Below are 22,263 nucleotides of genomic sequence, written 5' to 3'. Positions count from 1 at the left end.
TGACAGGCCTTTTTTGCATATAATCTAATAATCTATTTGTGACTAGCGGTTAGCTTAGCAATTTCAATTAGTGTTTGCGTAGCTTGCTCCATTGACTCTAAACAAGCATATTCATGCTTACCGTGGAAGTTATGGCCACCAGTAAATAGATTTGGGCATGGCAGCCCCATGTAAGATAAACGCGAACCGTCTGTACCACCACGAATTGGCTTTACAATTGGTTCGATATTTAAGTTTTGCATCGCTTGCTTAGCAATGTCGATAATATGTGGGTGTGGCAATACTTGTTGCTTCATATTTAAATATGAGTCTTGAATATCAATGCTTAACTGGCCAATAGTCAATTCCGCATTATATTTTTCAACAAGATCCGTTAGCCAGCGCTTTCTTTGCTGGAATAGTTCTAAATCAAAATCGCGAATGATATAGCTAAGTGTCGCCTTTTCCGTCACGCCTTCCATGCTCATTAAGTGAAAAAATCCGTCGTAATCTTGACTGCATTCAGGGGTGTCTTTTAGTGGCATTTTAGCGTGGAATCGGGCCGCAATGGTTTGAGCGTTAACCATAACGCCATAGGCTGTACCTGGATGGCAGTTATTGCCAGTCGCGGTGATCACTGCTGTAGCGGCGTTAAAGTTTTCATATTCAAGCTCACCAACTTGACCACCATCGACGGTATAAGCCCATTGTGCGCTAAACCCTTCAACGTCAAAGTGGTCCGCGCCGCGACCAATTTCTTCATCTGGGGTGAAGCATAAACGAATTTTACCGTGGGGGATCTCTGGGTGCTGCATCAAGTAGTAAAGCGCTGTTACAATTTCAGCAATCCCAGCTTTGTCATCACCGCCAAGTAAACTTTTGCCGTCGGTGGTGATTAAAGTTTTGCCAATATAAGCATTTAGGCTGGTAAACTGTGTTGGAGAAAGCACCTCTTCAAGGCCTAACTGAATATCTTTGCCGTTATAGTTTTCAATAATTTGTGGGTGTACATTTTCGCCACTGTAATCTGGCGCCGTATCTAAATGCGCAATAAAACCAATGCAAGGTGCATCGGCAACATTTGCTGCAACAGTTGCGGTTAAGTAACCTTTATCTGACAATTGTACTTCTTCAAATCCTAAGCTTATTAGCTCTTGGCGAAGATGTTGAGCAAATTTAAATTGGTTGTCAGTGCTAGGTACGCTTTGGCTTTGGCTGTCAGATTGGGTGTTGAAACTGACGTAGCTTAAGAACCGTTCAAGTATCTGTTGCTTCATAATCGTATTTTCTAAAATAGCAAAAAGTGACCAGAGTCTAACAAGTCAAAACCTCAATTCATTAGATATTGATCAAGTTTTTCTAAATGGCCACAGATTTCTTCTAGGTGCCTCTAGGGGAAACTTTCGAAACTAAACCTAAGTATTTTGCGCTTAGCTAACGATAAATCGATTTGTTTTTACATTTAAACAATGCGTTGAGTTTCTTATTTACTGTTAGCCATTCAGGTTTAAGGTTACTCTGGCAATATAAGTTTGGTTTTATTGTGCAATCATTATTTTTAGCAGATCCGAGAGATAAAAATGGATATAGGTTGGTTACAGTTGGGGTTATTCATGTTGGTACTATTGGTGCCAATGGCAATAGGCCGATATTTTCAGCTGCAACTGACTCGTGACATGACTTGGGCTGTTGTTCGTATGACCCTGCAGTTAGTGCTAGTGGGCTTATATCTACAATATTTGTTTGAGTTAGATAATATTTGGATCAATTTTGCTTGGTTATTGTTGATGGTACTAGTGGGCAGTAGCGCGATTATTACTAAAGCCAAATTACCTAGAAAGGTGCTCTATTTCCCTGTGTTTAGTGGCTTAATTTTAGGTTTAGTCCCTGTACTTTGGCTTATGATTGTTTACCTGTTGTCACCAGAGCCTTTATACACTGCACAATACCTAATTCCGACGGCAGGCATGTTACTTGGCAATTGTTTGAGTGGCAACATTGTCGCTTTGCAGCGACTTTTTGGGGCTTTTAACGATAGGAAAGCCGAGTACCATGGTGCATTAGCATTAGGCGCAACAGCAAACCAAGCGAGCCTGCCTTTTTTACAAACCGCAATGCAGCAAGCTTTTGCACCAATACTGGCGTCGATGGCAACAATGGGTCTAGTGACTTTACCTGGCATGATGACTGGACAAATCCTGGGGGGAGTCGATCCGCTTATCGCCATTAAATACCAGTTGGTTATTTCGGTTGCTATCTTTGTGACGTTAGTGGTCTCTGTCGCAGCGACATTGGTCTTGTGTGTTCGCCGGGCTATCACTTCTACAGGGCGAGTCAAAATCGCTTATGAACAAAACTCCGATTAAATCATTTGACTCCTAATTTGTGCTAACAAGTTAAAAAAAATCAACTAATCTTGATAGTTGTAGCGCTTGTGATTCTTTTATACCGACTTGGTTAAGTATCGTGCCAGGTATTTATTCCACAGCGCCTAATACTCAATAGGGGAAATGGATAGCCTATGTTTAAGTCATTTATTATTGCGTTAGTTTTGTTTATTTTGGGGTCGAGTTACACGGTTGCTGAAGAGTGGCAGTTTGAGATCTCTCCATATCTTTGGGCGGTGAGTCAGCAAGGGCAGACTGGCTATGTAGACAGAAATAATCAGTCAGTCATTGTTGATATCGATATGTCGTTTAGTGAGATTTTTGACAATTTAGATGGTGCAGCATTAGTTAATTTACAAGCACGTAAAGGTAACTGGGAGCTGTGGTTAGATCTGGTATATATGAGACTTGAGTATGACGCCGAAGTTGATAATGCATCTGCTAAGTTAACTGCCAAACAAAAGTTACTGGATTTAGTTAGTGCCTATCGTTTTTCCGAACAGGGCAATATGCAATGGTACAGCTTTGTTGGCGTTAGGTTTGTTGACGTCAACAATAAACTTGATGTTCGTATTATTGATCAACAAAGAACGCCTAGCTTTGGTGATGACTGGATAGACCCAATGTTTGGTTTGAAAAACCAGTGGGCTATCAATGAGACATTTTATCTTAATAGTCGTGCTGAGTTAGCAGGCTTTGGCGTCGGAAGCCAGCTTTCTTGGGCGTTAAACTTTACCTTGAATCAGAGTTTGTCTGAAAACTGGGATCTAAAGTATAGCTTTAGGTATTTAGATATTGATTACGATGAAGATGACTTTTTGTTTGATATGGCATCAAGTGGTTTTGGTGTGGGAGTAACCTATCAGTTTTAATATACGCACTGTTCAGGGGGTAATCGATAAATAAAAATGGCTGCAAACCTAAGTTAGCAGCCATTTAATAGACTTGGTAAAAAGCAGGTGTTTAAACCACTAACTCCATATCAAGTTCGATGTCTGTACAGCCTTTTTTGCAGCAAATACCCGATACACTATCTTCTTGGCCTTTAGTTGGCAGCTTCATTGAAAGTGCTTGGTTACATACAGGGCAGAGAACGGTATTACCTTTAAAAACTCTTTTGATTAAGTTTTTTTGCTCGATAAAAGATTTTGCTGTGGTGTCATTAATCACCGAGAAATCCATCTTTGCCATAGTGTTTTTTATTGCCTTTGTATTTGCTCTGCACAACGGAGGTTGCACCTTAATAGCGTGAGTATATCTAGGCTTTCGATGGTAATAAAGCCTTAGTATCGGGTTTGCTGCGATAATTTGATTTGAGTAAATCAGTGCTTTGGGCTGAGGTTTTACAATTGAGGCAAGCTAACTCTCTGAGTATACTAGCGCATCCAGACTTTCTGCCGATATTGCCCAAGTGCAAGAGTGAAATAATATGAGCGAAAAAAATCCTGCTAGCCCGCTAGATAGCGCCCCGGAAGAGGTTAAGCTTGCGGTTGATCTTATTTTTTTGCTAGAGAGTAATAAGATTGATGTTGATGTGGCACTAGCAGCGTTAGAAATTGTTAAACAAGACTTACAAGCCAAGCGTTAACTTAGCGCGAAAAGTGAACGCTTAGCCATTTTATTTTGTGTCTGCGGTGAGACTTAGTGTTAATCCTGTCTCAACTTGCAGCAACGTTATTGAACTTTATAGTTGGTTTTTTATTATGGAATCAAGCACGACCATCTCGCTACTCGACCTTGTTGCGCCATTTTGCTTTATCGTGAGTTGGGTCGGTTATACCTATTTTGCCAAACGTAAAGCCAAAACAACTAACTGCATTGCCCGCTGTTTGCATCAACATCGGATCCACTGGATGCATGAGCTCATTGGGCGTGAGGTGAGAGTTGGTGAGGCGGCATTGTTAGCTAACCTTGAGCGTAATATTGCCTTTTTTGCGTCAACAACTTTACTGGTATTAGCTGGTGTACTAACACTCTTTGCTCAAGTGGAACGTTTAGAGGCTGTGATAGCAACGATTCCCTTTGCTGCTGAGCCGAACCATGCGCTAGTTCAAGTCAAATTAGGTATGTTGACCTTTATTTTTATCATGGCGTTTTTCCAGTTTACCTGGTCGATGCGTCAATATGGATTTTTGAACGTCATGGTTGGCGCTGCGCCAGTAGATAAAGAAGGTAAGAATGAGAATCTGCGCCGTTATGCTAAGCAAATGGCTACAGTGCAAGATCAAGCGACTCATTCTTATAACTATGGTTTGCGTTCATATTACTTCTCTATGGCGGCTCTATGCTGGTTCTTCCACCCAATAGCCTTTATCGCAGCGAGCATTTTTGTGGTTGTGACACTGTATCGTCGCGAGTTTAAGTCCAAAGCCGTTATTGCTATTACTAAAGGGCAAGAGCTACTAAGAGCTGAGAGAGAGAATAAGTTTAAACCTGCAGATGAATAGGGGGCTAAGTTAATAATTAGCCAAATGAAACAGTAGTCTGAATAGTTATAGCTCTCGCTCAGCGAGAGCACGCTTATACACAGCACCGTCGTGATAGCATCGGAGCAACATTTTTGTAGTTACTTTTATTTTTAGCTACTTAGCCACTAGTCATAAATTGCTTAAATATCGATTTTACATCAACTTGTGCATTAAGCTTTGAGGCTAATAAATACATGCCAGCCAGTTTTCGGTGAATAAAAATGGCATCGACTGGCGGAGTATGCCATTTATCGGCTTCTGAGCTCATTGCCATTCCTGCAGCTTTGATCCGTTGGGCTAAATTACTGCTGCCAAAGTCATACTCAGTTTCACCTCTTAGTGGTTCACAGGCCTGATAAAAAATATCCACGATAAGTGCTTTTTGTTGCGCATCTATTGCGTCTCTAAAAAATCCAATCTCCTGCGCAGCTGCCGCCATCTTTTCACGGTCATTATCAATAGCGGCCTGCATCAATTGTTTATATTGTTGGGATAATGGTTTTGGGATCTCACGAGTTGCGCCAAAGTCGAGCAAAACGATTTTTCGAGAATTAGTTTGGTACTGAAAATTGGCAAAATTAGGATCGGACTGGATCAGATTGAATTCAAATAATTCCCTAAAGAAAAGCAGCAGCATTTTACTGGCAATTGCGTTACGGCTGCCTTGGCTTAAGTATTCTGCGGACTCAATATTTTCACCTTCAACATATTCCATAACGAGAAGGTCTTCGGTACATAGATGCTCAATAGGGCTTGGCAGAATGAAGGATTCATCATCACTTAGTAACGTTTGATATCGCTTAAGCATGTTGAGCTCAATTCGATAATCTGCTTCAGTGTGTAACTGTTTTTTGGCTTCAGAGAGTAATCGATCGAATTGCACATTCTTGGGAATTAATTGCGAAACACGCAACAAGGTCGCGACATTATCAATATCACTGTCGATGCTATTACGGATCCCCGGGTACTGCACTTTCACTGCCAGCTCCGTACCATTGGCTAAAGTGGCTTTATGAACCTGACCAATTGAGGCTGCCGCAAAAGGACGCAGCTCAAAGTGAGCAAAGGGTGATAACCAATCTTCACCCCAATTACGCTTGAGGATCTCAATGAGCTGTTTGTGGGGCATGGTTTTAGCGTCAGCACGTAGTCTAGCCAGTAGCTCACTCAGCTCTTTTGGCATTAATTCGCCAGAGTCCATAGACAGCATTTGGCCTACTTTCATCGCCGCGCCGCGCATTTGCGCTAATTTGTCTGCTACATGAGAAATATTTTTTGGAGTGAGTACTAAATCTTGTAATTTAGGAGACTGTCCCTGACTTAGTTTCTTCGCACCTTCAAGCATGATGTTTCCCGCTAAGCGGGAGGCCAATCCGCCTAGAGATGAAAAGCGTGATAAGCGGCTTGTTGGTACCTTAGCGGTTTGAGATTTATTCATTTTTAGGCCTTCTCAATAAAACAGCTTGATATTATTAATGTCTAAAATCATCTGCTTTTTCAATACGCTAAAAAACTGATATGGATCAGTGCTGAATCAGATTTAGCTGCCGAGACGATAAGGATACAACTTTATATGCACAAGAGAATCCTATAGTATTGCCGGCTATTTTTCATCTGAGCTAGGGTTTAGGTTTTGCATACTATTGAGCAGTTACAGTCAGGAGAGTTGGCCGGTGTGAGCCAACTGTATTTGAAGCAAGGATTAAGCGAGTTTCCGTTAGAGATTATTGAGCTAGCAGATAGCTTAGAAGTGCTTGATTTGTCTGACAACCAGCTTATCGATTTGCCTGACAGTTTTGCTAAATTAGCCCAATTAAGAATTTTGTTTCTAACTAATAATTGCTTTGAGACTATCCCAGCAGTCTTAGCCATGTGCCCTAAGCTTGAGATGATTAGTTTTAAATCGAATAAGCTTCAGCAGATTGGTGAGCAAGTATTACCTGATAATACGCGTTGGTTAATTTTAACTGATAATCAGCTCACATCATTGCCTGAAGATATGGGGCGATTACATCGCTTACAAAAGCTTGCGCTAGCGGGCAATCGGTTATCTAAATTACCAGAGTCAATGGCGAATTGTCGCGCGTTAGAGCTGGCTAGATTGTCTGCCAATGCGCTGACTTCGCTACCTAACTGGTTGTTCCAAATGCCAAAACTAAGCTGGTTAGCCCTTGATGGCAACCCGCTAAATCAAGCTGCGAGTTATCAAGCTTTACCGAGTGATGAAGTCAACATGCCTTTGATCAACCTTGAGGATATAGAGTTCAAAGAAGTGATTGGTCAAGGTGCTTCAGGGGTGATTTATCGCGCTAAATGGATTAAGCAACCCAAAGAGCTCGAGGGCACAGATGCTTATATCGCGGTAAAGATTTTTAAAGGCGAAGTTACCAGCGACGGTTATCCTAAAGATGAGCTGCTTAACTGCTTACAAGCGGGGCAACACGATAATCTAATCAAGGTTGTTGCGCAGATAAATCAAACCGATACGCTAGGTTTAGTGATGGAGCTTATTCCGAGCCAATACGCTAACTTAGGCTTACCGCCGTCACTGCAAACTTGCACGCGTGATACTTTTACTGATGATTCGAGTTTTACATTAAATAGCATTTTAATGATGTTAAAACAGATGGCATCAGGCTTAAATCATTTGCACCGTCATCAGGTAAGCCATGGTGATATTTATGCTCACAATACAATGTACCAAGGCGCTGATGTGCTTTTTGGCGATTTTGGCGCAGCGACTAATTTGCAAAAGTTACCTTTGTTGCAAAGAGAAGCCATGCAAAGTATTGAAGTACGCGCATTAGGCTGCTTAATTGACGATTTGTTAGCGCATTGCTTACAAGCAGAATCAGCTTCGCAAGCTGTGTTAACCGAGCTGACAGCGTTGCGAGCTGCGTGTATGCAGCCAGATCTCACTTTACGACCGCGCTTTGATGAAATTGAAGTATTACTACAGCAGTATATCGAGCGAGTAGAAGCTGAGAAGACAGTTGCTTAAAGATTTGCGGTTGTCATTTATAGCAGTGCTTTATCAGTCATGTAATTGAGTCGGATATGAGTGAATGAGCCTTATATTTGATTAATGAAAACGCCATCAATAGTTAATTGATGGCGTTTTTTTATTTAGCCCAAACTCAACAATCAATAATTTAATCTTTTCTGTGACGATGCTGGCTCTGACTTTTGTTATGGCTGTTGTAGCCTTTGTTAGTAGGTTGATACCTATTTGCTCGTGATTGCGGGTTTGATTGCCGCTGTTTGCTTACCGTAGCTTTATGGCTTTGATGGTGGCGTTTGTCTGCTTGTTGATGCTCTCTTTTAGATTGGTAGCTTTTTAGCTGTGAATGAGCTTTCGAGCGCGCATGGTTTGTTACTGGCTTAGGGTTGTTCATACGCTCATGGCTGCTTATGCGCTCATGGCTGTTAACTCGCTCACGGCTGTTTATACGGTTCATCTTACGAACTACATCGTCTGCGCGATTTAGATCTCGGCGGTGCAGATTGGCTTTATACGAGTGCTTTGGCGAATAAGGCGTTCGCGCATGTTTGTTGTCACTCGCTCTATTTGGCTGGTGGCGATTATATTTATGCCTAAGTGCACCGCTGCTGTATGCCACGCCGCGTCTATGTTGTGGTTTATGTGCCCAGCGTTTGGCACCGTGACTGGTGACAATACGGCCGCGGTGACGATATTTATGCGAGTTATGGTGATGCACTACAACCACATGGCGCTTATGCCAATGAAATGCACTAAAGTAATAGTTAAAGCTAATGTGTACGCCGGCGCGCCAATAAAAATGGCCATAACTGGGTCTAACGTAACCTGGGTAAACCGCCCAATACACCGGCGGGTAGCGATACCAGCGCCAATAGCCGTAAACGGTTCTTGGGTCATAGTAGGGCACATAAACAATTTCTTTGCGTACCGGCTCAATAATGATCTGATTACTCACGCGAGTGACTTGCATGTTTTCCATCTGCTCAAGACTATTGGCATTGTCAGCCTCTTGTCTCAGGGTTTGAATACTGGCGAGCACTTGAGCTTCATCTTGTAAAAAGGCATCACCTAATGATTGAGTCCAATCAAGATCTTCACTGAGCTTTTGTAGTACATTCGGGAAGGCTATCAGCGCAACCACACTTGGGTCCCAATCTTTATTTTGGGCTTTATCGATTTGTTTTTGGGTCGATAAGTGCTGTTTCGACTGCTGCCAGCGATGAGCCTGAACCACTTCAAGCGGGTAGGTCGCTGCAATCAGGATATGGGTCAGTAAACTATCGGGATAAAGGGCGATAGGCGCCAGCATTTGTGCAAGTTGTCCCTCACTATATTGATTTTGCTCAAACTGGTTTTGTTCGGCGTTAACTGCAGTCACTGGCATTATCAAAGGCATTGCGATAACAAGTGACAGGCAACACCATTTTTTGAGTCTGTTCATGTGAACTCCTGACCTTTTTATACGTTAGCAGCAGTATAAAAAAGCCAAGATGAACATAAGCTGAAAGTGAAAAACACACTGTAGGTAATCTAAAACTAATAAGCTAGTTAGTGTTTAAAGCTAAGCTGAAACTTAGCGCCGCCGAGAGTTGTTGAACGGCTAACCGCTAATTGACCTTGATAGCTATCGACTAAGTCGCGCACAATGGCTAAGCCAATGCCGTGGCCTTGTTGATAAGTATCTGCGCGAATGCCACGTTCAAATATTTGAGCATGTAGCGCTTCGTCTATCCCCACACCGTCGTCTTCAATGGTAATGACAAGCTGAGCATGCTCGGTTTTTACCTGAAACAGCACTTGGGCGTTTGCCGCTTTACAGGCGTTATCTAACAGGTTACCAAGGATCTCGGTTAAGTCGCTTGCATCACCTTTGAAAATCGCATTTCTATCGACATCTTCAGTAATAGTTATTGCTGGCTGACAGTAAATTTTGGGCAAGTTACGCACCAGTTTGTCTGACACTTCAGCCAGAGCAACCCCTAAGTGCCATCCTGAACCTGCCGCGGACTGAGCGCGTTTAAGCTGATGGCCGATAATACGATTAATATGGCTAACTTGGTCAAACGACTGGGGGCTTAAGTCTTTTTGACTTTGAATCACTGCCAAAGGTGTTTTCAAACTGTGGGCGAGATCAGCTAAGGCGTTTCGATAACGTTTACGTTGATTTTGTTCGGTATTGAGCAAGGTATTAAGCTGTTTCGCCACCGCGTTAAGTTCAGTCGGGTAGTGCTCATCTAATTTATTGGCTTGGCCGTTTTCGATAGCGGCTAATTCGCGTTGCAACCGAGTCAGCGGTTTTAACGTCCACCATAGCCACAATATTTGAATCGTGAGTAGTGCAGCCATTAAAATCAATAACCAGCGCCAAAGCTGTTGATTAAATGCCTGTACCTGCAGCTGATAATCGTGTTGGTCTTTGATGATATAAACCGTAAAGGGAAAGCGTGTCAGTTGCGGTTCGCCCAGTTTGTTGAGCTGCTCAGTTTCAAAGCTGGCACTAAAGCCATAAACCAAATGCGGTTCGCCGTTAAGCATAATCTCACTAAACTGGCCTTGGCCTTTTTCCGGCTGCGGAAATATCGCTGCGGTATGCACTGCAGTTGTGATCGCTGCAGACAGATCAATTCCAAGTAGAGAGTTTGAGCGCCATGCGACTTTGCGAGCATCTTTATTATTCGGGTTGGCTTGCTGGTTTTTTGTTGTGGATTGATTTTCTAAAGGCTTATTTTCGATAAACTTTGCCGTAAAGTCATCCGTGGCATCTGTAAGGTTTTCGGCGCTTGGATTTACTGGAACCGTAATCAAAGCGTATAAACCAGATTGAATCACATTGAACTGATTTTCTAATAGCACTTCAGGCATTAATAGCTGTTGGTTGTCGACTTCGGTCACCGCCAAAATGGAATAAACATAGGCTTTGAGCTCTTTGACTGAAGCGCTTTTGACTTGCAGTTTAAAGGCATCATTTAGGGTGACACCAACAATGGGCAATAACACTAACACCAGCAGCATTGCACTGATTATAAGGCGCGCTTTTAATGAATGCATAAGTTGAGGCAAACGCTTAAGTCGATGCATTGGTTAACTGCTGTGATTGCTAAGAGAGACAAGGCGATAGCCTTGACCGCGAAGGGTTTCAATCAGGCCTAGCTGATTATCAGGGTCGAGTTTTTTACGTAAACGGCGAATAAACACCTCAATTACGTTTGAATCTAAATCAAAATCTTGATCATAAATATGCTCTGTTAGCACAGTTTTTGATTTCACCTCGCCGATATGCAGCATTAAATATTCAAACAATTTGTACTCAGAGCCACTTAAAGTGATGGCCTCGCCTGACTTAGTGATCTCCAAGCTACTGGTGTTTAAGCTAAATGGGCCATTGGTGATTATCGGGCTGGCTTTGCCGGCGGAGCGGCGAATGAGTGCTTTTAAGCGTGCAACTAATTCTTCTGGGTGAAATGGCTTAGTGAGGTAGTCGTCAGCACCGGCATCTAAGCCTTCAACCTTGTCTTGCCAGCTATCACGAGCGGTTAAAATAAGAATCGGAAAACCTATTTCTAAAGCTCTTAACTGAGTGATAAGCGCGATGCCATCAAGCTTAGGCAGGCCAACATCAATGATGGCGGCATCGTAATTATACTCACGGCCTTGAAACAGGCCTATTTCGCCATCATCGGCGGTGTCAACTGTATAATTGGCATCGACAAGGTGTTGCTTTAGATTAGATTGCAGCTCTAAATCATCTTCAATTAATAACAATCTCATGCTCTGGGTCCTTGTTGTACGGCGCGATAATAAAGCGTTGCAAGCAATAGCCTAGAGCTAGTTGCGAGAAACACGGCCTGTTCTGGCATCGACTTTGACATAAAACACCACACCGTCATTGGACAGTAGCTTTACGCTATAACCAGGATTGCCATTAACCCGACTAGACTGCACTTTTAGCACTTTGCCGCGATACTGGCGCTTGGCTAACTGTACAGCCTGCTCTTTACTACTGACCTTTAATTTTTGCTGCTGATGTTTGTTTGCATTCATCGCAACTGCTGACAGCGCAGTATAACCATGCATACTCGCTGCCATGACAGGGGAGATTGTGCAAAGTGAAAGTGCGACAAATATAGTAAATAAAGCAGTTTTCATTAACGCTACCAAAGAGTTGAGATACAGCCAGTTTAAAAGATCCTATTTGATTAGTCATTACCTTGCCAATGCTTGGCGAAGCCAAGGCATAGATATGGCTTAGATATGCCAAGGGCTAGATAAGCATAAGGCGAGAACTATCCTGTCGATGCCAAGTTAGGGCATAGATATACATAAGGTTATATGAACACTGGCTGAATGTGGTTAGTTCGGTTGTAGGTTGTTTATGGAGTGAGCATTGAGATCGCAAAGAAAAGGCAACGGCTTACAGTTGAACCTTAATAGAAGCTCACCTGTCACTACTTCTGTGGGACGCTATAAAGCCATCCTTGGGCGCTCTGCGGTTTCATCCATGAAACCGAAGCCCACAGCCGTATCGACATCGGACTCATTATCTATTGAGTCAGATGTTTCAACTCATTTTTGGACATTTCCGAGTTACAAATTTCTATTAGTGTCGAGCTTTCAGATAACTTTTTCTATGCTAAAGTCCCCAAGTAACTTCGCAGTTAAGTATGCGGTTTGCTGGATTACCTGTTGAACTTCATTCAAGATTAGATGTAGAGCAATTTACCAAACATGAGGAACAAATAATGAACGTGCAAATACCAAACGATGTTTATAAATTGTTTGAAGATTTGTATAGCGAGTATGGAAAAGAAGACGCGATCTTCAATGAAGACCCCATAAAATATATTAACAATTCTAGTTTCATCATCGGTGGAACTTTGGGGCCATCATCCAAAGATGAATTCGAGGAAATAGAAAGACGAAAAGAACTGGAAATACCAACGGTTCAACAATTTCATAAAAGCAAGAAAACCGTATGCATAACAAGAACAGTCTCAGAAAAACTAATTAGAAGTAATCAGTTACGCTGCCTAAGCGAAGAGGGGCATAATTTGGTTGATTGTATTGCATTTCAATATATTAACGAGTTGTTATCCATAACTCATTTTCCAGATGAAGCTGAACAGAGAAAACTCTTACAAAAAATAATTTGCAATAAAATAATCAACTTCAAGGCTGAGTTTGAGAAGTATGAGTTTAAGTTTCCTGTTTTTGTTATGGGATTGGATAAAAATATTGAGCTATATCAGAGTATTTCATTAATAAATGAAAGCGATCTTTCGCTTGATGATGAATCTGTTGAACAATATATGCATACTAGAACATTCAAGCCTAACTATAATATAAATATACTCTCTAATGTTAAGGCGTCATATAAATACTCTACAGATAGAGCAATGCGTGCTAAAGAGGCAGCTATAAACATATTGCAAGCTTTACATGGCTCTACATTTGGAAATACAGCAAGCGAAGGTCCTTTCGTCAAGGACAGTGATAGGCAGCCACACTATATGACATTTTTTCTGGCAGGAATAAGAGGAAGAGAGTTAACTGATAATTCGTCATATCATTTTAACTACAATAAAAAATCCTCTGAAAAATTCTGGGACCTTTTCGAAAACAGTCTATCATCGGAAGCAAAACTACATAATTTGCTTTTTAGCGTGCCTGATAAAATATTAAACAATGCTGATTTTGATAAATCTCTAGGCGGTTTAATTGAGCGTTCTTTAAGGTGGCTAGCAGATGCAATCAATGAAGATAATAATGAAACTAGAATAGTCAAACTAGCCGTAGCTATAGAATCTCTAATTAATTTCAAATCTGACTCAAAAAGAAGTGATATCGACAGTGACAGATTCAAAGACACATTCATTAGAAGAACAATAGCCATAAATACCTATCAGGATAATGTCGAATCCAAAGCAATAGAATTATACAATGCAAGAAGTTCAATTGCTCATGGAAGTCCTTTAAAAAAGGGGCTTAGTTTTGACGCTGTTCTGTTCACTGCCACTACAGTTATACTTGCCATCCAGTTGTTTTCTACATTTAAAAGTAAAGGAATTGACGAGGTTGGTTTTGATAAAACCTTACCTCAGTATATAGATGGGTTTGGACAGTTAAGTGATCCAAAACCTTAATTATAAAATAACTACTTCAGAAATATCACATCTGTAGCTTGAATTATAATAAAGAGATTTATCTTCACACTAAAGCGTGGCAGGGATGGAAAAGTTAAGTAAAACCAACTGTCACACTCTGCTTCTGAGTACTTTCACTGAATGGTTTTGGGGCATTTCCTAGTTAAAAACCAAACTCTACAACCTAATGATTACTCCAATTATCAAGTGTAGATACGGCTGTGACCGTCCATGACATGGACGTCATGGCCGAGCTTACAGGGATGTATTCATAGCGTGTCACGGCAGTATCTGCACATACGCCCGCTGCAGGCGATTAATAACTCAAAAGTGACATTTTAGAATTAGCAATCATGTAGCAACGATACAAAAATAAATGTAATCAACCTTCATTCAAAGGCTGGACAATTTTTGACGTTCAGCTTCTGTTCACACTCAGTGGACTCTAATGGCCTCATTAAGCAAGTATTTCGAGGTGAAGATGAACACAAAACACAATCATAAGTCCCACACGAATAATCAAAATAGCAGGTTAATGAGAGCGCTGAGTGTGGGTTTATTAACATTCTCAATGGGAGCCGTTCTGCCAGCGAGTGCTAATTCGGATATGAGTTTGCTTTTGCAGCCGCAAAGCATCTCAGTTGCGCAAACAGTTATCAGCGGTGAGCAAAGTGCTCAACCGGCTCAATATGGCAATACTTTATCTGAGCAACAAATTAGTAAGCTTGAGCAGCAAAGGCTTTTAAAAGCTAAGGGGCTTGACGGCAATGAGGCGCAGCCTGCAAAACTCACTCGTGAGCAGGTCATGCAAGTCCATATTGATAAGGCGTTAAAGACTAAACAAATTGCTGATAAAAATAATGCCAATGTGCAGTTTGCTAATGGCGTCTACCGAGATTTTTATATTTACGATGCTTATAGCCGTTTATTCGTCGATAACGATTACGACGGTTTTTATCAGACCTTTAGCGTGACTTTTGATGCCGATGTTGAAGGCTATTACATTAATGAACGAGCAGAGGTATTTGCAGAGCTTTATTTGAGTCGTAATGGCGGGCCTTGGGAGCATTATTACACTACCGATGTATTCACTATTTTTGGTAATGCAACCGATGATGACTTTGAAGTTTTAACCACCTTAGATTTTGGTTACCGCACTGATCATTATGATGTGCTGATTGATTTATACGAAGTGGGTTATGGCGATATTGTCGCGACGGTAAGCTCGAATGATTTCGATAGCCTGTATGCGCTGCCGTTAGAAAGCAGTGATAGAGACGATATCTATATTGATGATGACTATCACGCTGGCAGCTTGTCGCTCTCTTTGATGACGATGTTATTGCTGTTGCTCGGGTTTAAGTTAAACCGAGCTAGAAAAATTAGCCGTTGACCTTGCTTGAGTGACACGCAAAAATTATGCATCTGATTTGAGCATAAATCAATTAGTATAAGAACCAAGGTAGCACACATGGAATTAGCTAACCCAATATCGCCAATCACTCAGGTTACAATTAAGCCAACGAATGCCGATACAGTCTTGTGGATGTGGGAACATTTAGTGCCTTTTTCAGCTGCTCCCACTAGCTTACAAGGCGAGATCATTAGAGTGCTAGAGTTGCTAGCTTGGGAGGCGCAAGCTAATAGTAATTTAAACTGGGATGACAGTTTTGATGAGATGCTGATTTTCTTAAGAAAAGCGTTTCTTTCGGCTGAGTTTCCGTTAGCACAACACTTTAGTATTGAAACCAGACTTTCTATAGAAGCTGACATTAATCGCTTAGCCAATTTTGTACTGCCAACAGAGTTAGACAGTCGTATTTTTAGTGAAGAACAACCCTATATTAAAGATGATCTTTATGACCGCTTAGCGGGGCATTTAGTTGATTACTGCCGCGCTTATCCGCAAATTATTCCCTACTTGAATGTGAAGTCTTAAGTATGAGTGCTTGTTATTATTGAATGTGATCTAAGTCACGTATCTTGTTGGTTTGTAACAACTAGTTGTGAATTTACATTGTAAACAATTTAAATAAAATTAAACAAAAACAATCACAAACGAAATGCAAATGTATCAGCTTTGAAACAGGTGTTGCTTTGTTAATGAGAATCGTTATCATCCTGCCGCATAATACTAAAGTGGGGTTAATTGATGAAACATTTTCGCTATTCAATGTTAGCAATTGCATGCGCATCGACATTTTTACCAGCGATGGTTTACGCAGAAGAAGCAGAGCAGGGACTAGATAATGTAGAGCGTATTACGGTTTATGGTCGCCAGAATCAGGTGGTGATGAATTCAGGTTTGGCGACTAAATCAGATATGTCGCTAATGGAGACGCCAGCAGCAGTTGTGGTGGTCGATCAAGAGCTTATTCAAGCGCAGGCAGTCACTAACCTGCAAGATCTTGTGCGTAATATCAGTGGTGTCACCCAAGCGGGTAATAACTATGGTATAGGCGATAACTTAGTTATTCGTGGCTTAGGCGCAAACTATACTTACGATGGCATGTATGGTGGTGCGGGGCTTGGCAACACATTTAACCCGACTCGTTCACTAACAAACGTTGAATCAGTTGAAGTGCTAAAAGGTCCAGCAACAGGGCTTTATGGTATGGGCAGCGCTGGTGGTGTAATTAACCTTATTGAAAAGAAACCGCAGTTTGAATCAAATCATGCGTTTACCGCTGAAGTGGGTCAATGGGATACATACTCACTTGAAGCCGACAGCACTGCGGCCATTACCGATAACCTTGCTTACCGCGTAGTGGCTAAAACCGCACGTAGTGATGGTTACCGAGAAATAGGCACTGACCGTGATGAAATCTATACTTCGCTTAAGTATGTTATGGCGGATAACCAAGATGTCATGCTGTCGGCCAGTTACATTAAAGATGCCATTGCTGTTGACTCGATTGGTCATCCTATTCGTATTTTTAACGCAGAATCTGTAGGGGGCAAAACGGCAGGTGACGTGACTTGGGAAGATTTAATTAATGATCCTAACAATAACGGCATTCAGCTAACAGACGCGCAGCGTAAACAGCTGGCTGATTCATTGGCTTCAAGTGATGGTCTAACTCCATATGCGTTCGGTAATGCCGGTATTATCTCGCCAATGGCTAAAGATAATGAAGGCGAAGAGCTGCGCTTTAAATTAACCCACAATATCTATTTCACCGATAATCTTTTTTTAAACCAACAGTTACAATATCGTGATTACACTTCAGGATTTGCCCGTCAAACAGGGGCTTATAACTACGTGTATTGGGAGCGCAAAGGTGTGATTAATGCTGACCCACGTGCTCCCCTGGTTGAAGATGACGTACTTTATCCGTTTGCGGCTCGTCGCCAAGAATATCGTAAAGTGGATGCTGATGAGTCATCTTGGCAGTATTTTGCTGATCTTCGTTATGACTTCCAAATAGGCGATATTGATAACGAATTATTGATTAATGCCAACTACGAAGATAGAGATATCGCCTTCAAACAATACTCGATTTACGATGCAGATAAAGTAATAAAAGATAACGATGGTAATACTATTTACCAAGGTAGCCTGCCGTATATTTACGATATTCGTAACCCCAATTGGGGCGAGGGAAGTTTTGAAGATTATGACCCGCTTCTAACGAGTAACTATGACAAAAAAGTCAGTGCATGGGGCGTTGGTGTGCAGCATGTAGGTTACCTAGGTTACGGTTTCACGACTCGTGTGGGTGTCGCATTTAATGAAATAGAACAAACCTATGAGCATTTAGGTGTTGATCCTAGATATTCTAAAAGAAATGCCAAACCAAGACCTGAAGCTGACACTACCGATAACGGTGTGACTTATAACTTAGGTTTAACCTATATGCCGACAGATGATTTATCTTTCTTTGTGAATCATTCAAAAGGACGTACGGCTTACAGCATTCTTGGTGGGATTGAAGGTACAGGAAAAGACCGAGAAGACTCAGAGTCTATCAGTGATGATCTTGGTATGAGATTTAAGGCATTTGACGATCAAATGTTAGCTACTTTAGTGCTGTTTAAGAGTGCTCGAACCAATATTGGTTATACCAACCCAGCATATGATGATAATGACCCGATTCCGGGGGTGCCACCTGTTTTATATGATGGAAAAGAGGAAACAAGCGGTGTTGAGTTAGATTTAAATGCGCATATTAACGATCAATGGATGGTTAATATAAATGCGGTCTATCAAGATGCGCGTAATAAACAAAACCCGACTAATAAGAAGGTTTACGATACACGCCAAAAAGGTGTGCCGTATGTAACAGCAAGTGCCTGGGTGACTTATGGCGCAGATTGGTTCTCGCTTGCAAGCCCACTTAATATTAGCTTAGGTGCCAAGTATGTTGATGACAGAAGTACTAACTCAAGCTCTTTCGGTATTCCAGACGGTTATGTACCAAGCTACACAGTGCTAGATACTGCTATTAGCTATGATGTTGATGACTGGAAATTACAGTTAAACGTCAATAACTTATTTAATGAAGAGTATTACAGCAAAGCGATGTTCTTAGGCGGCATGCCAGGAGAAGAGCGTAATGCCAAGCTGACCTTAACTTATCGTTTATAGGTGTTGGTTTAGGTTTATTTTAGCTTTTTAAAAAAGAGACAAAAAATGCAGCCATTGGCTGCATTTTTTTGTGTTCGCAAGCTGGGAAGTGAGAACTATTTCCCTGGAAGGTATTTAAAGCGCTCCATCTGCTCTTTATGAATCTCAATAATCTTTGCAACTTGTTCATCAGACAAGACTTCACGCCATTGATTCTTACTTCCTTTGCGGAAAAATGAATTTGCATTCTCATGCTTTTCTACGAATCCTTTTTTTACCTCTTGAGCTTTTAGTTGAGCAAAAGAGGAATGTTTAATCGCATTTTTCAACCGATTAGGGTCTTTCTTTAAACCTAAAAAGGACTCAATTTTTCTGAATACTTTCTTTGGGTTATCTAAAATATCTTCGTAACGTAAAATTAAGCGTGATGCTTCAGGCTGCTGAGTCCAGCTAGAAACATGCATTGACCATGAGGTGATAACTTGTGGTACGTTTTCTTTTTCGTTAGGTGTTCCCGTCATCTCTTCTGCCATATAGGCGATGGTTTCATCTATGGTGTAATCAAAGTATTTAGCCATTGAAACGGTAACATCCAGAGGGTTTCTAACAATATAAATCGCTCCAGAAGTGACAGAAGAACGATGCAGTGGATGGCCGTTAAACTCACCTAAATAATTATGGGTTTTTACAAAAGTCGTACCATTTGCTTGTCGCGCAATATCGGCTTGCACTAGTGGCCTGAGAGCGCAAATCTCTTCTAACGAAAGCTCGGTTGTTGATTGGTCTTGAGCAATATGCGGTTGAAACCTATGGGCCGCAGATTCGGCTGTTGATATCGTATGCATAGTGTTGATATCGATAGAGTGGTCAAGGTTTTGAATGTAGTTTTCAATAAAAGCGCGAACCCAAGTGTTGCCAGATTTAGGGTAAGAAGCGACCCAAAGTATATTCCCCATGACTAATCCTTTACTGCTTATGATTATTATTAGGCTTTCTTGCCATTGTTTGCAGGCTAAAATTACCGATAATTCGCTTAAATGGCAAGCGGAAGTGGCTGTTTGTTAACTTTATTGTAACGCGTGGTTTATTGAGAGGCTCTGCGAGGGATATGCTATATAAGTAAATTAAGTTAACGAGTTAGCACCTTTATCTTGAATATAAAAAATGCAGCCAAAGGCTGCATTTTTTATTAATGTGTTTAGGTTAACGAATATTAGAACTGGTAGTTCACGCTAACATTGAAGTAACGACCTGGTTGAGTAAAGTCCTCTTTTTCTAGATCCATACTCGCGCCAAGTAGAAATACTGATTGGCCCGCTACATCGGCGTAGTCGATATACTCTTTGTCAAATAGGTTATATACGCCAGCTCTCAACTTCCAGTTATCGTCAATGCGTAAACCAAAGGTTAAGTCCATCACTGCGTAACCGCTGGTACCGTAAACTTCATTAAACTTCTCTTTAGGAATACAGATCCCCATGGCACAAATATCATCTTCGGCTAGCTCGATATCATTAGTGCGACTCATATCATCCGCCCAGCGAACCACTGCGCCAAAATCTGCTTCCATATCGGCAATATCTGTATACCAATTAACACCTGCGTTGCCTTTTAGTGGGCTAACACTGTTAAGGTAATCACCGTTTTCATCTTCACCGTAGGTGTAAGAGATATTCCCCCAAAGCTCAACGCTATCGGTTAGCCAATGATTAATCTGAGCTTCCGCGCCGTACAAGATCACTTCATCACGATTGTAGTACTGGTATTTGAACTCCATTGGTTCCATTACTGGAGGCCAACCTGGAGTGATTGAAGGCGGCTTATAGCTCACATACTGCCAGTCAATAAAGTCTTTAGCCTGAGTGTAGAAAGCGGTTAATTCATAATTGGTGTCGCTGTGATTACCGCGAACACCGATTTCCCAAGTATGAGATTGCTCAGATTCTAAGTCATAGTTTGCCTGAATAAGAACATCTGTCATTGAACCTGCATCAACTTCCAACTCGCCCCATTTTTGATCTGGGGTTGGCATCTTATAGCCGTAAGCATATTGACCGTAGACGCTAACAGAGTCTGATAGTTGGTAAACTAGACCAATTTTTGGTGACCAGAAATTGTCACTCATAGTCTGGAAGTCTTCAGCGTCTTTACCCGCATCAATCGCTTGTTGCTGATCAGGAGTATTGCGGAAGTAGTCATAACGTAGACCAGCAATTAGATTCAAATCGCCGTCGAGAAGAGTGACGTCATCTTGCACAAAAATACCTAAGCGTTGGCTGTCGGTAGTGGCAAAAGTAAATGGCGTTTCGGTTTCGCCTGTAATAGGGTCATTTACTACACGGTGACGTGACATGGTTGAAAACTCATAGTCTAAGCCATAAGTGATCTGGTGCCCGTAACTGTCACCACCAATATACTTACTAAAAGTGCTGTTAATTCCGATGCGCTGATCTTCAAAACTGTAATCGCGGACTTCACTTAATCCATAAACATTCTCAGGTTTAGCATCATTCCACTCAAAGTAATCTCTATGCTCAAGCTGCTCAGTTTGACCAAAATAAGCGGTAACCGTCAAAGTATCATGCATCTGAGTAGGCTTACTTGATACTAGCTGCAGTGCACCGTTAATGACCTGAGTATCTCGATCCGTATCGATATTTTCTTCAAGTGCATCGTCTTTATCAAATTCGTACTCCCAGCGCTTCAGCGTTTGCTCTAGATAGTCCAAAGTTAGCTGTATAGATGTGTAGTCATTGAAGTGGTATTTGCTCTTAAATAGTACACTGTCTTGGACTAAATCGCTGTCAGGCTGAGTATCATAATAGTTAGGTAGTTCTTCGCCTGTACGGTGCTGATAAGTCAGGAGGTTTTCAAAACCACCATAGGCTGCAGCGCTGGTAAAGCCTGCACTATATTCGTTGTTAATGCCGCTGTAGCCGGTATTAAGTGATACATAATAGTCATCACCATTTAAGTAGTCGCTAGCGTCTTTAGTACGCATAACCACAACGCCACCTAATGCATCTGAGCCATACATGGTTGATGCAGCCGCTTTAACTACTTCAACCTGCTTTAAGCTTTGTACTTCAGTTAAGCCCCGGCCTGTGCCTTCAGCGCCTGGGCCAAGTGGAGATGCATATTGGTTGTTAACGCGAACGCCATCTTTAACCATCATGACGCGGTTACCACCGATACCACGAATCGTGACCGATGTCGGTTTACCTGCGCCACCTTTAACGGCAATTGCAGACTCGTTTCTGAATAAGCTGCCAAAGTCATTACTCATGCTTTTTTCAATAGCATCTTCATCAATCACCATGATCGAGCCCGCGACTTGTTCAATTTCTTGTTCCATACGTGAACCTGAAATAACAATCACTTCCTGCATTTTAGCAATGGGTGCTGGTGGGGATTGAGAGTCGATTGAGGCCTCTTGAGCCTGGGCATTGAGTACTGTGCTGACCGCTATAGCGATCACACTAACTTTAAGCTTGTTCATTACGCACCTTAACTTTTTAACAAAATGAGAATTATTCTCTTCTTTTAAACGCGCGCTATCTTATACCCTTATTGAGGTAGGGTCTCGCTGAGACACAGCCTATTTATGGGCTTTACAATAGAAAAAAACAAATATTGAAAGCAGATCACATTTCCATTTAGAAAGAGAGTTTTTGTTATCTTTTTAGTAACTTGAAGGTTTGTGTTTTTTGACAAATGTATT

General features: G+C 41.5%; 18 protein-coding genes. 9 read left to right on the top strand and 9 right to left on the bottom strand.

The window, feature by feature from the left end:
- Positions 1 to 32: 32 nt before the first annotated feature.
- Positions 33 to 1,256 (bottom strand): peptidase T, encoded by a 1,224-nt coding sequence (pepT, locus tag AB4298_RS15260; protein WP_371987389.1) that lies wholly within the window; start codon positions 1,254 to 1,256, stop codon positions 33 to 35.
- Between the two features lie 303 nt (positions 1,257 to 1,559).
- Here pepT and AB4298_RS15255 point away from each other — a divergent pair, with 303 nt between their 5' ends.
- A complete protein-coding gene (locus AB4298_RS15255; RefSeq protein WP_248998571.1) occupies positions 1,560 to 2,345 on the top strand; it encodes an ABC transporter permease in 786 nt (261 codons plus the stop codon).
- Positions 2,346 to 2,500: 155 nt separating this feature from the next.
- Complete coding sequence (locus AB4298_RS15250) at positions 2,501 to 3,238, top strand: hypothetical protein (protein WP_371987388.1); 738 nt, start codon at positions 2,501 to 2,503, stop codon at positions 3,236 to 3,238.
- A gap of 91 nt (positions 3,239 to 3,329) precedes the next feature.
- Here the strand turns inward: AB4298_RS15250 and AB4298_RS15245 are convergent, their stop codons facing one another.
- Positions 3,330 to 3,557, bottom strand: a complete 228-nt coding sequence (locus AB4298_RS15245; protein ID WP_248998569.1) for a hypothetical protein — start codon at positions 3,555 to 3,557, stop codon at positions 3,330 to 3,332.
- Positions 3,558 to 3,795: 238 nt separating this feature from the next.
- On the opposite strand from AB4298_RS15245, the gene rsmS reads away from it, so the two are divergent.
- Positions 3,796 to 3,954: a pleiotropic regulatory protein RsmS gene (gene rsmS, locus AB4298_RS15240; RefSeq protein ID WP_248998568.1), complete on the top strand. Its 159-nt coding sequence runs from the start codon at positions 3,796 to 3,798 to the stop codon at positions 3,952 to 3,954.
- 115 nt (positions 3,955 to 4,069) lie between these two features.
- Positions 4,070 to 4,813 (top strand): DUF599 domain-containing protein, encoded by a 744-nt coding sequence (locus tag AB4298_RS15235; RefSeq protein ID WP_248998567.1) that lies wholly within the window; start codon positions 4,070 to 4,072, stop codon positions 4,811 to 4,813.
- 139 nt (positions 4,814 to 4,952) lie between these two features.
- Here the strand turns inward: AB4298_RS15235 and AB4298_RS15230 are convergent, their stop codons facing one another.
- Positions 4,953 to 6,272: an ABC1 kinase family protein gene (locus AB4298_RS15230; RefSeq protein WP_248998566.1), complete on the bottom strand. Its 1,320-nt coding sequence runs from the start codon at positions 6,270 to 6,272 to the stop codon at positions 4,953 to 4,955.
- Positions 6,273 to 6,467: 195 nt separating this feature from the next.
- On the opposite strand from AB4298_RS15230, the gene AB4298_RS15225 reads away from it, so the two are divergent.
- Complete coding sequence (locus AB4298_RS15225; RefSeq protein WP_371987386.1) at positions 6,468 to 7,835, top strand: leucine-rich repeat-containing protein kinase family protein; 1,368 nt, start codon at positions 6,468 to 6,470, stop codon at positions 7,833 to 7,835.
- Positions 7,836 to 7,986: 151 nt separating this feature from the next.
- On the opposite strand, the gene AB4298_RS15220 is transcribed toward AB4298_RS15225, so the two are convergent.
- The 4 genes from AB4298_RS15220 to AB4298_RS15205 all read right to left on the bottom strand — a co-directional run bounded on the left by AB4298_RS15220 (position 7,987) and on the right by AB4298_RS15205 (position 11,981).
- Positions 7,987 to 9,276, bottom strand: a complete 1,290-nt coding sequence (locus AB4298_RS15220; RefSeq protein WP_371987385.1) for a DUF3300 domain-containing protein — start codon at positions 9,274 to 9,276, stop codon at positions 7,987 to 7,989.
- Positions 9,277 to 9,383: 107 nt separating this feature from the next.
- The gene (locus AB4298_RS15215; RefSeq protein ID WP_371987384.1) at positions 9,384 to 10,913 is read right to left on the bottom strand and encodes an ATP-binding protein; all 1,530 of its coding nucleotides are present in this window, start codon (positions 10,911 to 10,913) and stop codon (positions 9,384 to 9,386) included.
- Positions 10,914 to 10,916: 3 nt separating this feature from the next.
- Positions 10,917 to 11,603, bottom strand: a complete 687-nt coding sequence (locus tag AB4298_RS15210) for a response regulator transcription factor (RefSeq protein WP_371987382.1) — start codon at positions 11,601 to 11,603, stop codon at positions 10,917 to 10,919.
- A 57-nt stretch (positions 11,604 to 11,660) separates the two neighbouring features.
- Complete coding sequence (locus AB4298_RS15205; protein WP_371987380.1) at positions 11,661 to 11,981, bottom strand: PepSY domain-containing protein; 321 nt, start codon at positions 11,979 to 11,981, stop codon at positions 11,661 to 11,663.
- Positions 11,982 to 12,496: 515 nt separating this feature from the next.
- Here AB4298_RS15205 and AB4298_RS15200 point away from each other — a divergent pair.
- The 4 genes from AB4298_RS15200 to AB4298_RS15185 all read left to right on the top strand — a co-directional run bounded on the left by AB4298_RS15200 (position 12,497) and on the right by AB4298_RS15185 (position 18,563).
- On the top strand, positions 12,497 to 13,975 hold the full coding sequence (locus AB4298_RS15200) for a hypothetical protein (protein WP_371987378.1): 1,479 nt from the start codon (positions 12,497 to 12,499) through the stop codon (positions 13,973 to 13,975).
- A gap of 550 nt (positions 13,976 to 14,525) precedes the next feature.
- Positions 14,526 to 15,368 (top strand): choice-of-anchor H family protein, encoded by an 843-nt coding sequence (locus AB4298_RS15195; protein WP_371987377.1) that lies wholly within the window; start codon positions 14,526 to 14,528, stop codon positions 15,366 to 15,368.
- Positions 15,369 to 15,446: 78 nt separating this feature from the next.
- A complete protein-coding gene (locus tag AB4298_RS15190) occupies positions 15,447 to 15,914 on the top strand; it encodes a hypothetical protein (protein WP_028768025.1) in 468 nt (155 codons plus the stop codon).
- Positions 15,915 to 16,127: 213 nt separating this feature from the next.
- A complete protein-coding gene (locus AB4298_RS15185; RefSeq protein ID WP_371987376.1) occupies positions 16,128 to 18,563 on the top strand; it encodes a TonB-dependent receptor in 2,436 nt (811 codons plus the stop codon).
- Positions 18,564 to 18,658: 95 nt separating this feature from the next.
- On the opposite strand, the gene AB4298_RS15180 is transcribed toward AB4298_RS15185, so the two are convergent.
- Entirely contained in the window at positions 18,659 to 19,498 is an 840-nt protein-coding gene (locus AB4298_RS15180; RefSeq protein WP_248998555.1) for a sulfotransferase domain-containing protein, read from the bottom strand.
- A gap of 257 nt (positions 19,499 to 19,755) precedes the next feature.
- Positions 19,756 to 22,041, bottom strand: a complete 2,286-nt coding sequence (locus AB4298_RS15175; protein ID WP_371987375.1) for a TonB-dependent hemoglobin/transferrin/lactoferrin family receptor — start codon at positions 22,039 to 22,041, stop codon at positions 19,756 to 19,758.
- Positions 22,042 to 22,263: the final 222 nt, after the last annotated feature.

Source organism: Shewanella sp. 10N.261.52.F9 (genome assembly GCF_041471165.1).
In the GTDB taxonomy this organism is placed as follows: domain Bacteria; phylum Pseudomonadota; class Gammaproteobacteria; order Enterobacterales; family Shewanellaceae; genus Shewanella; species Shewanella marinintestina.
Note: the sequence above shows the minus strand (reverse complement) of the source record. Positions and strands in the feature narration are given on the sequence as shown.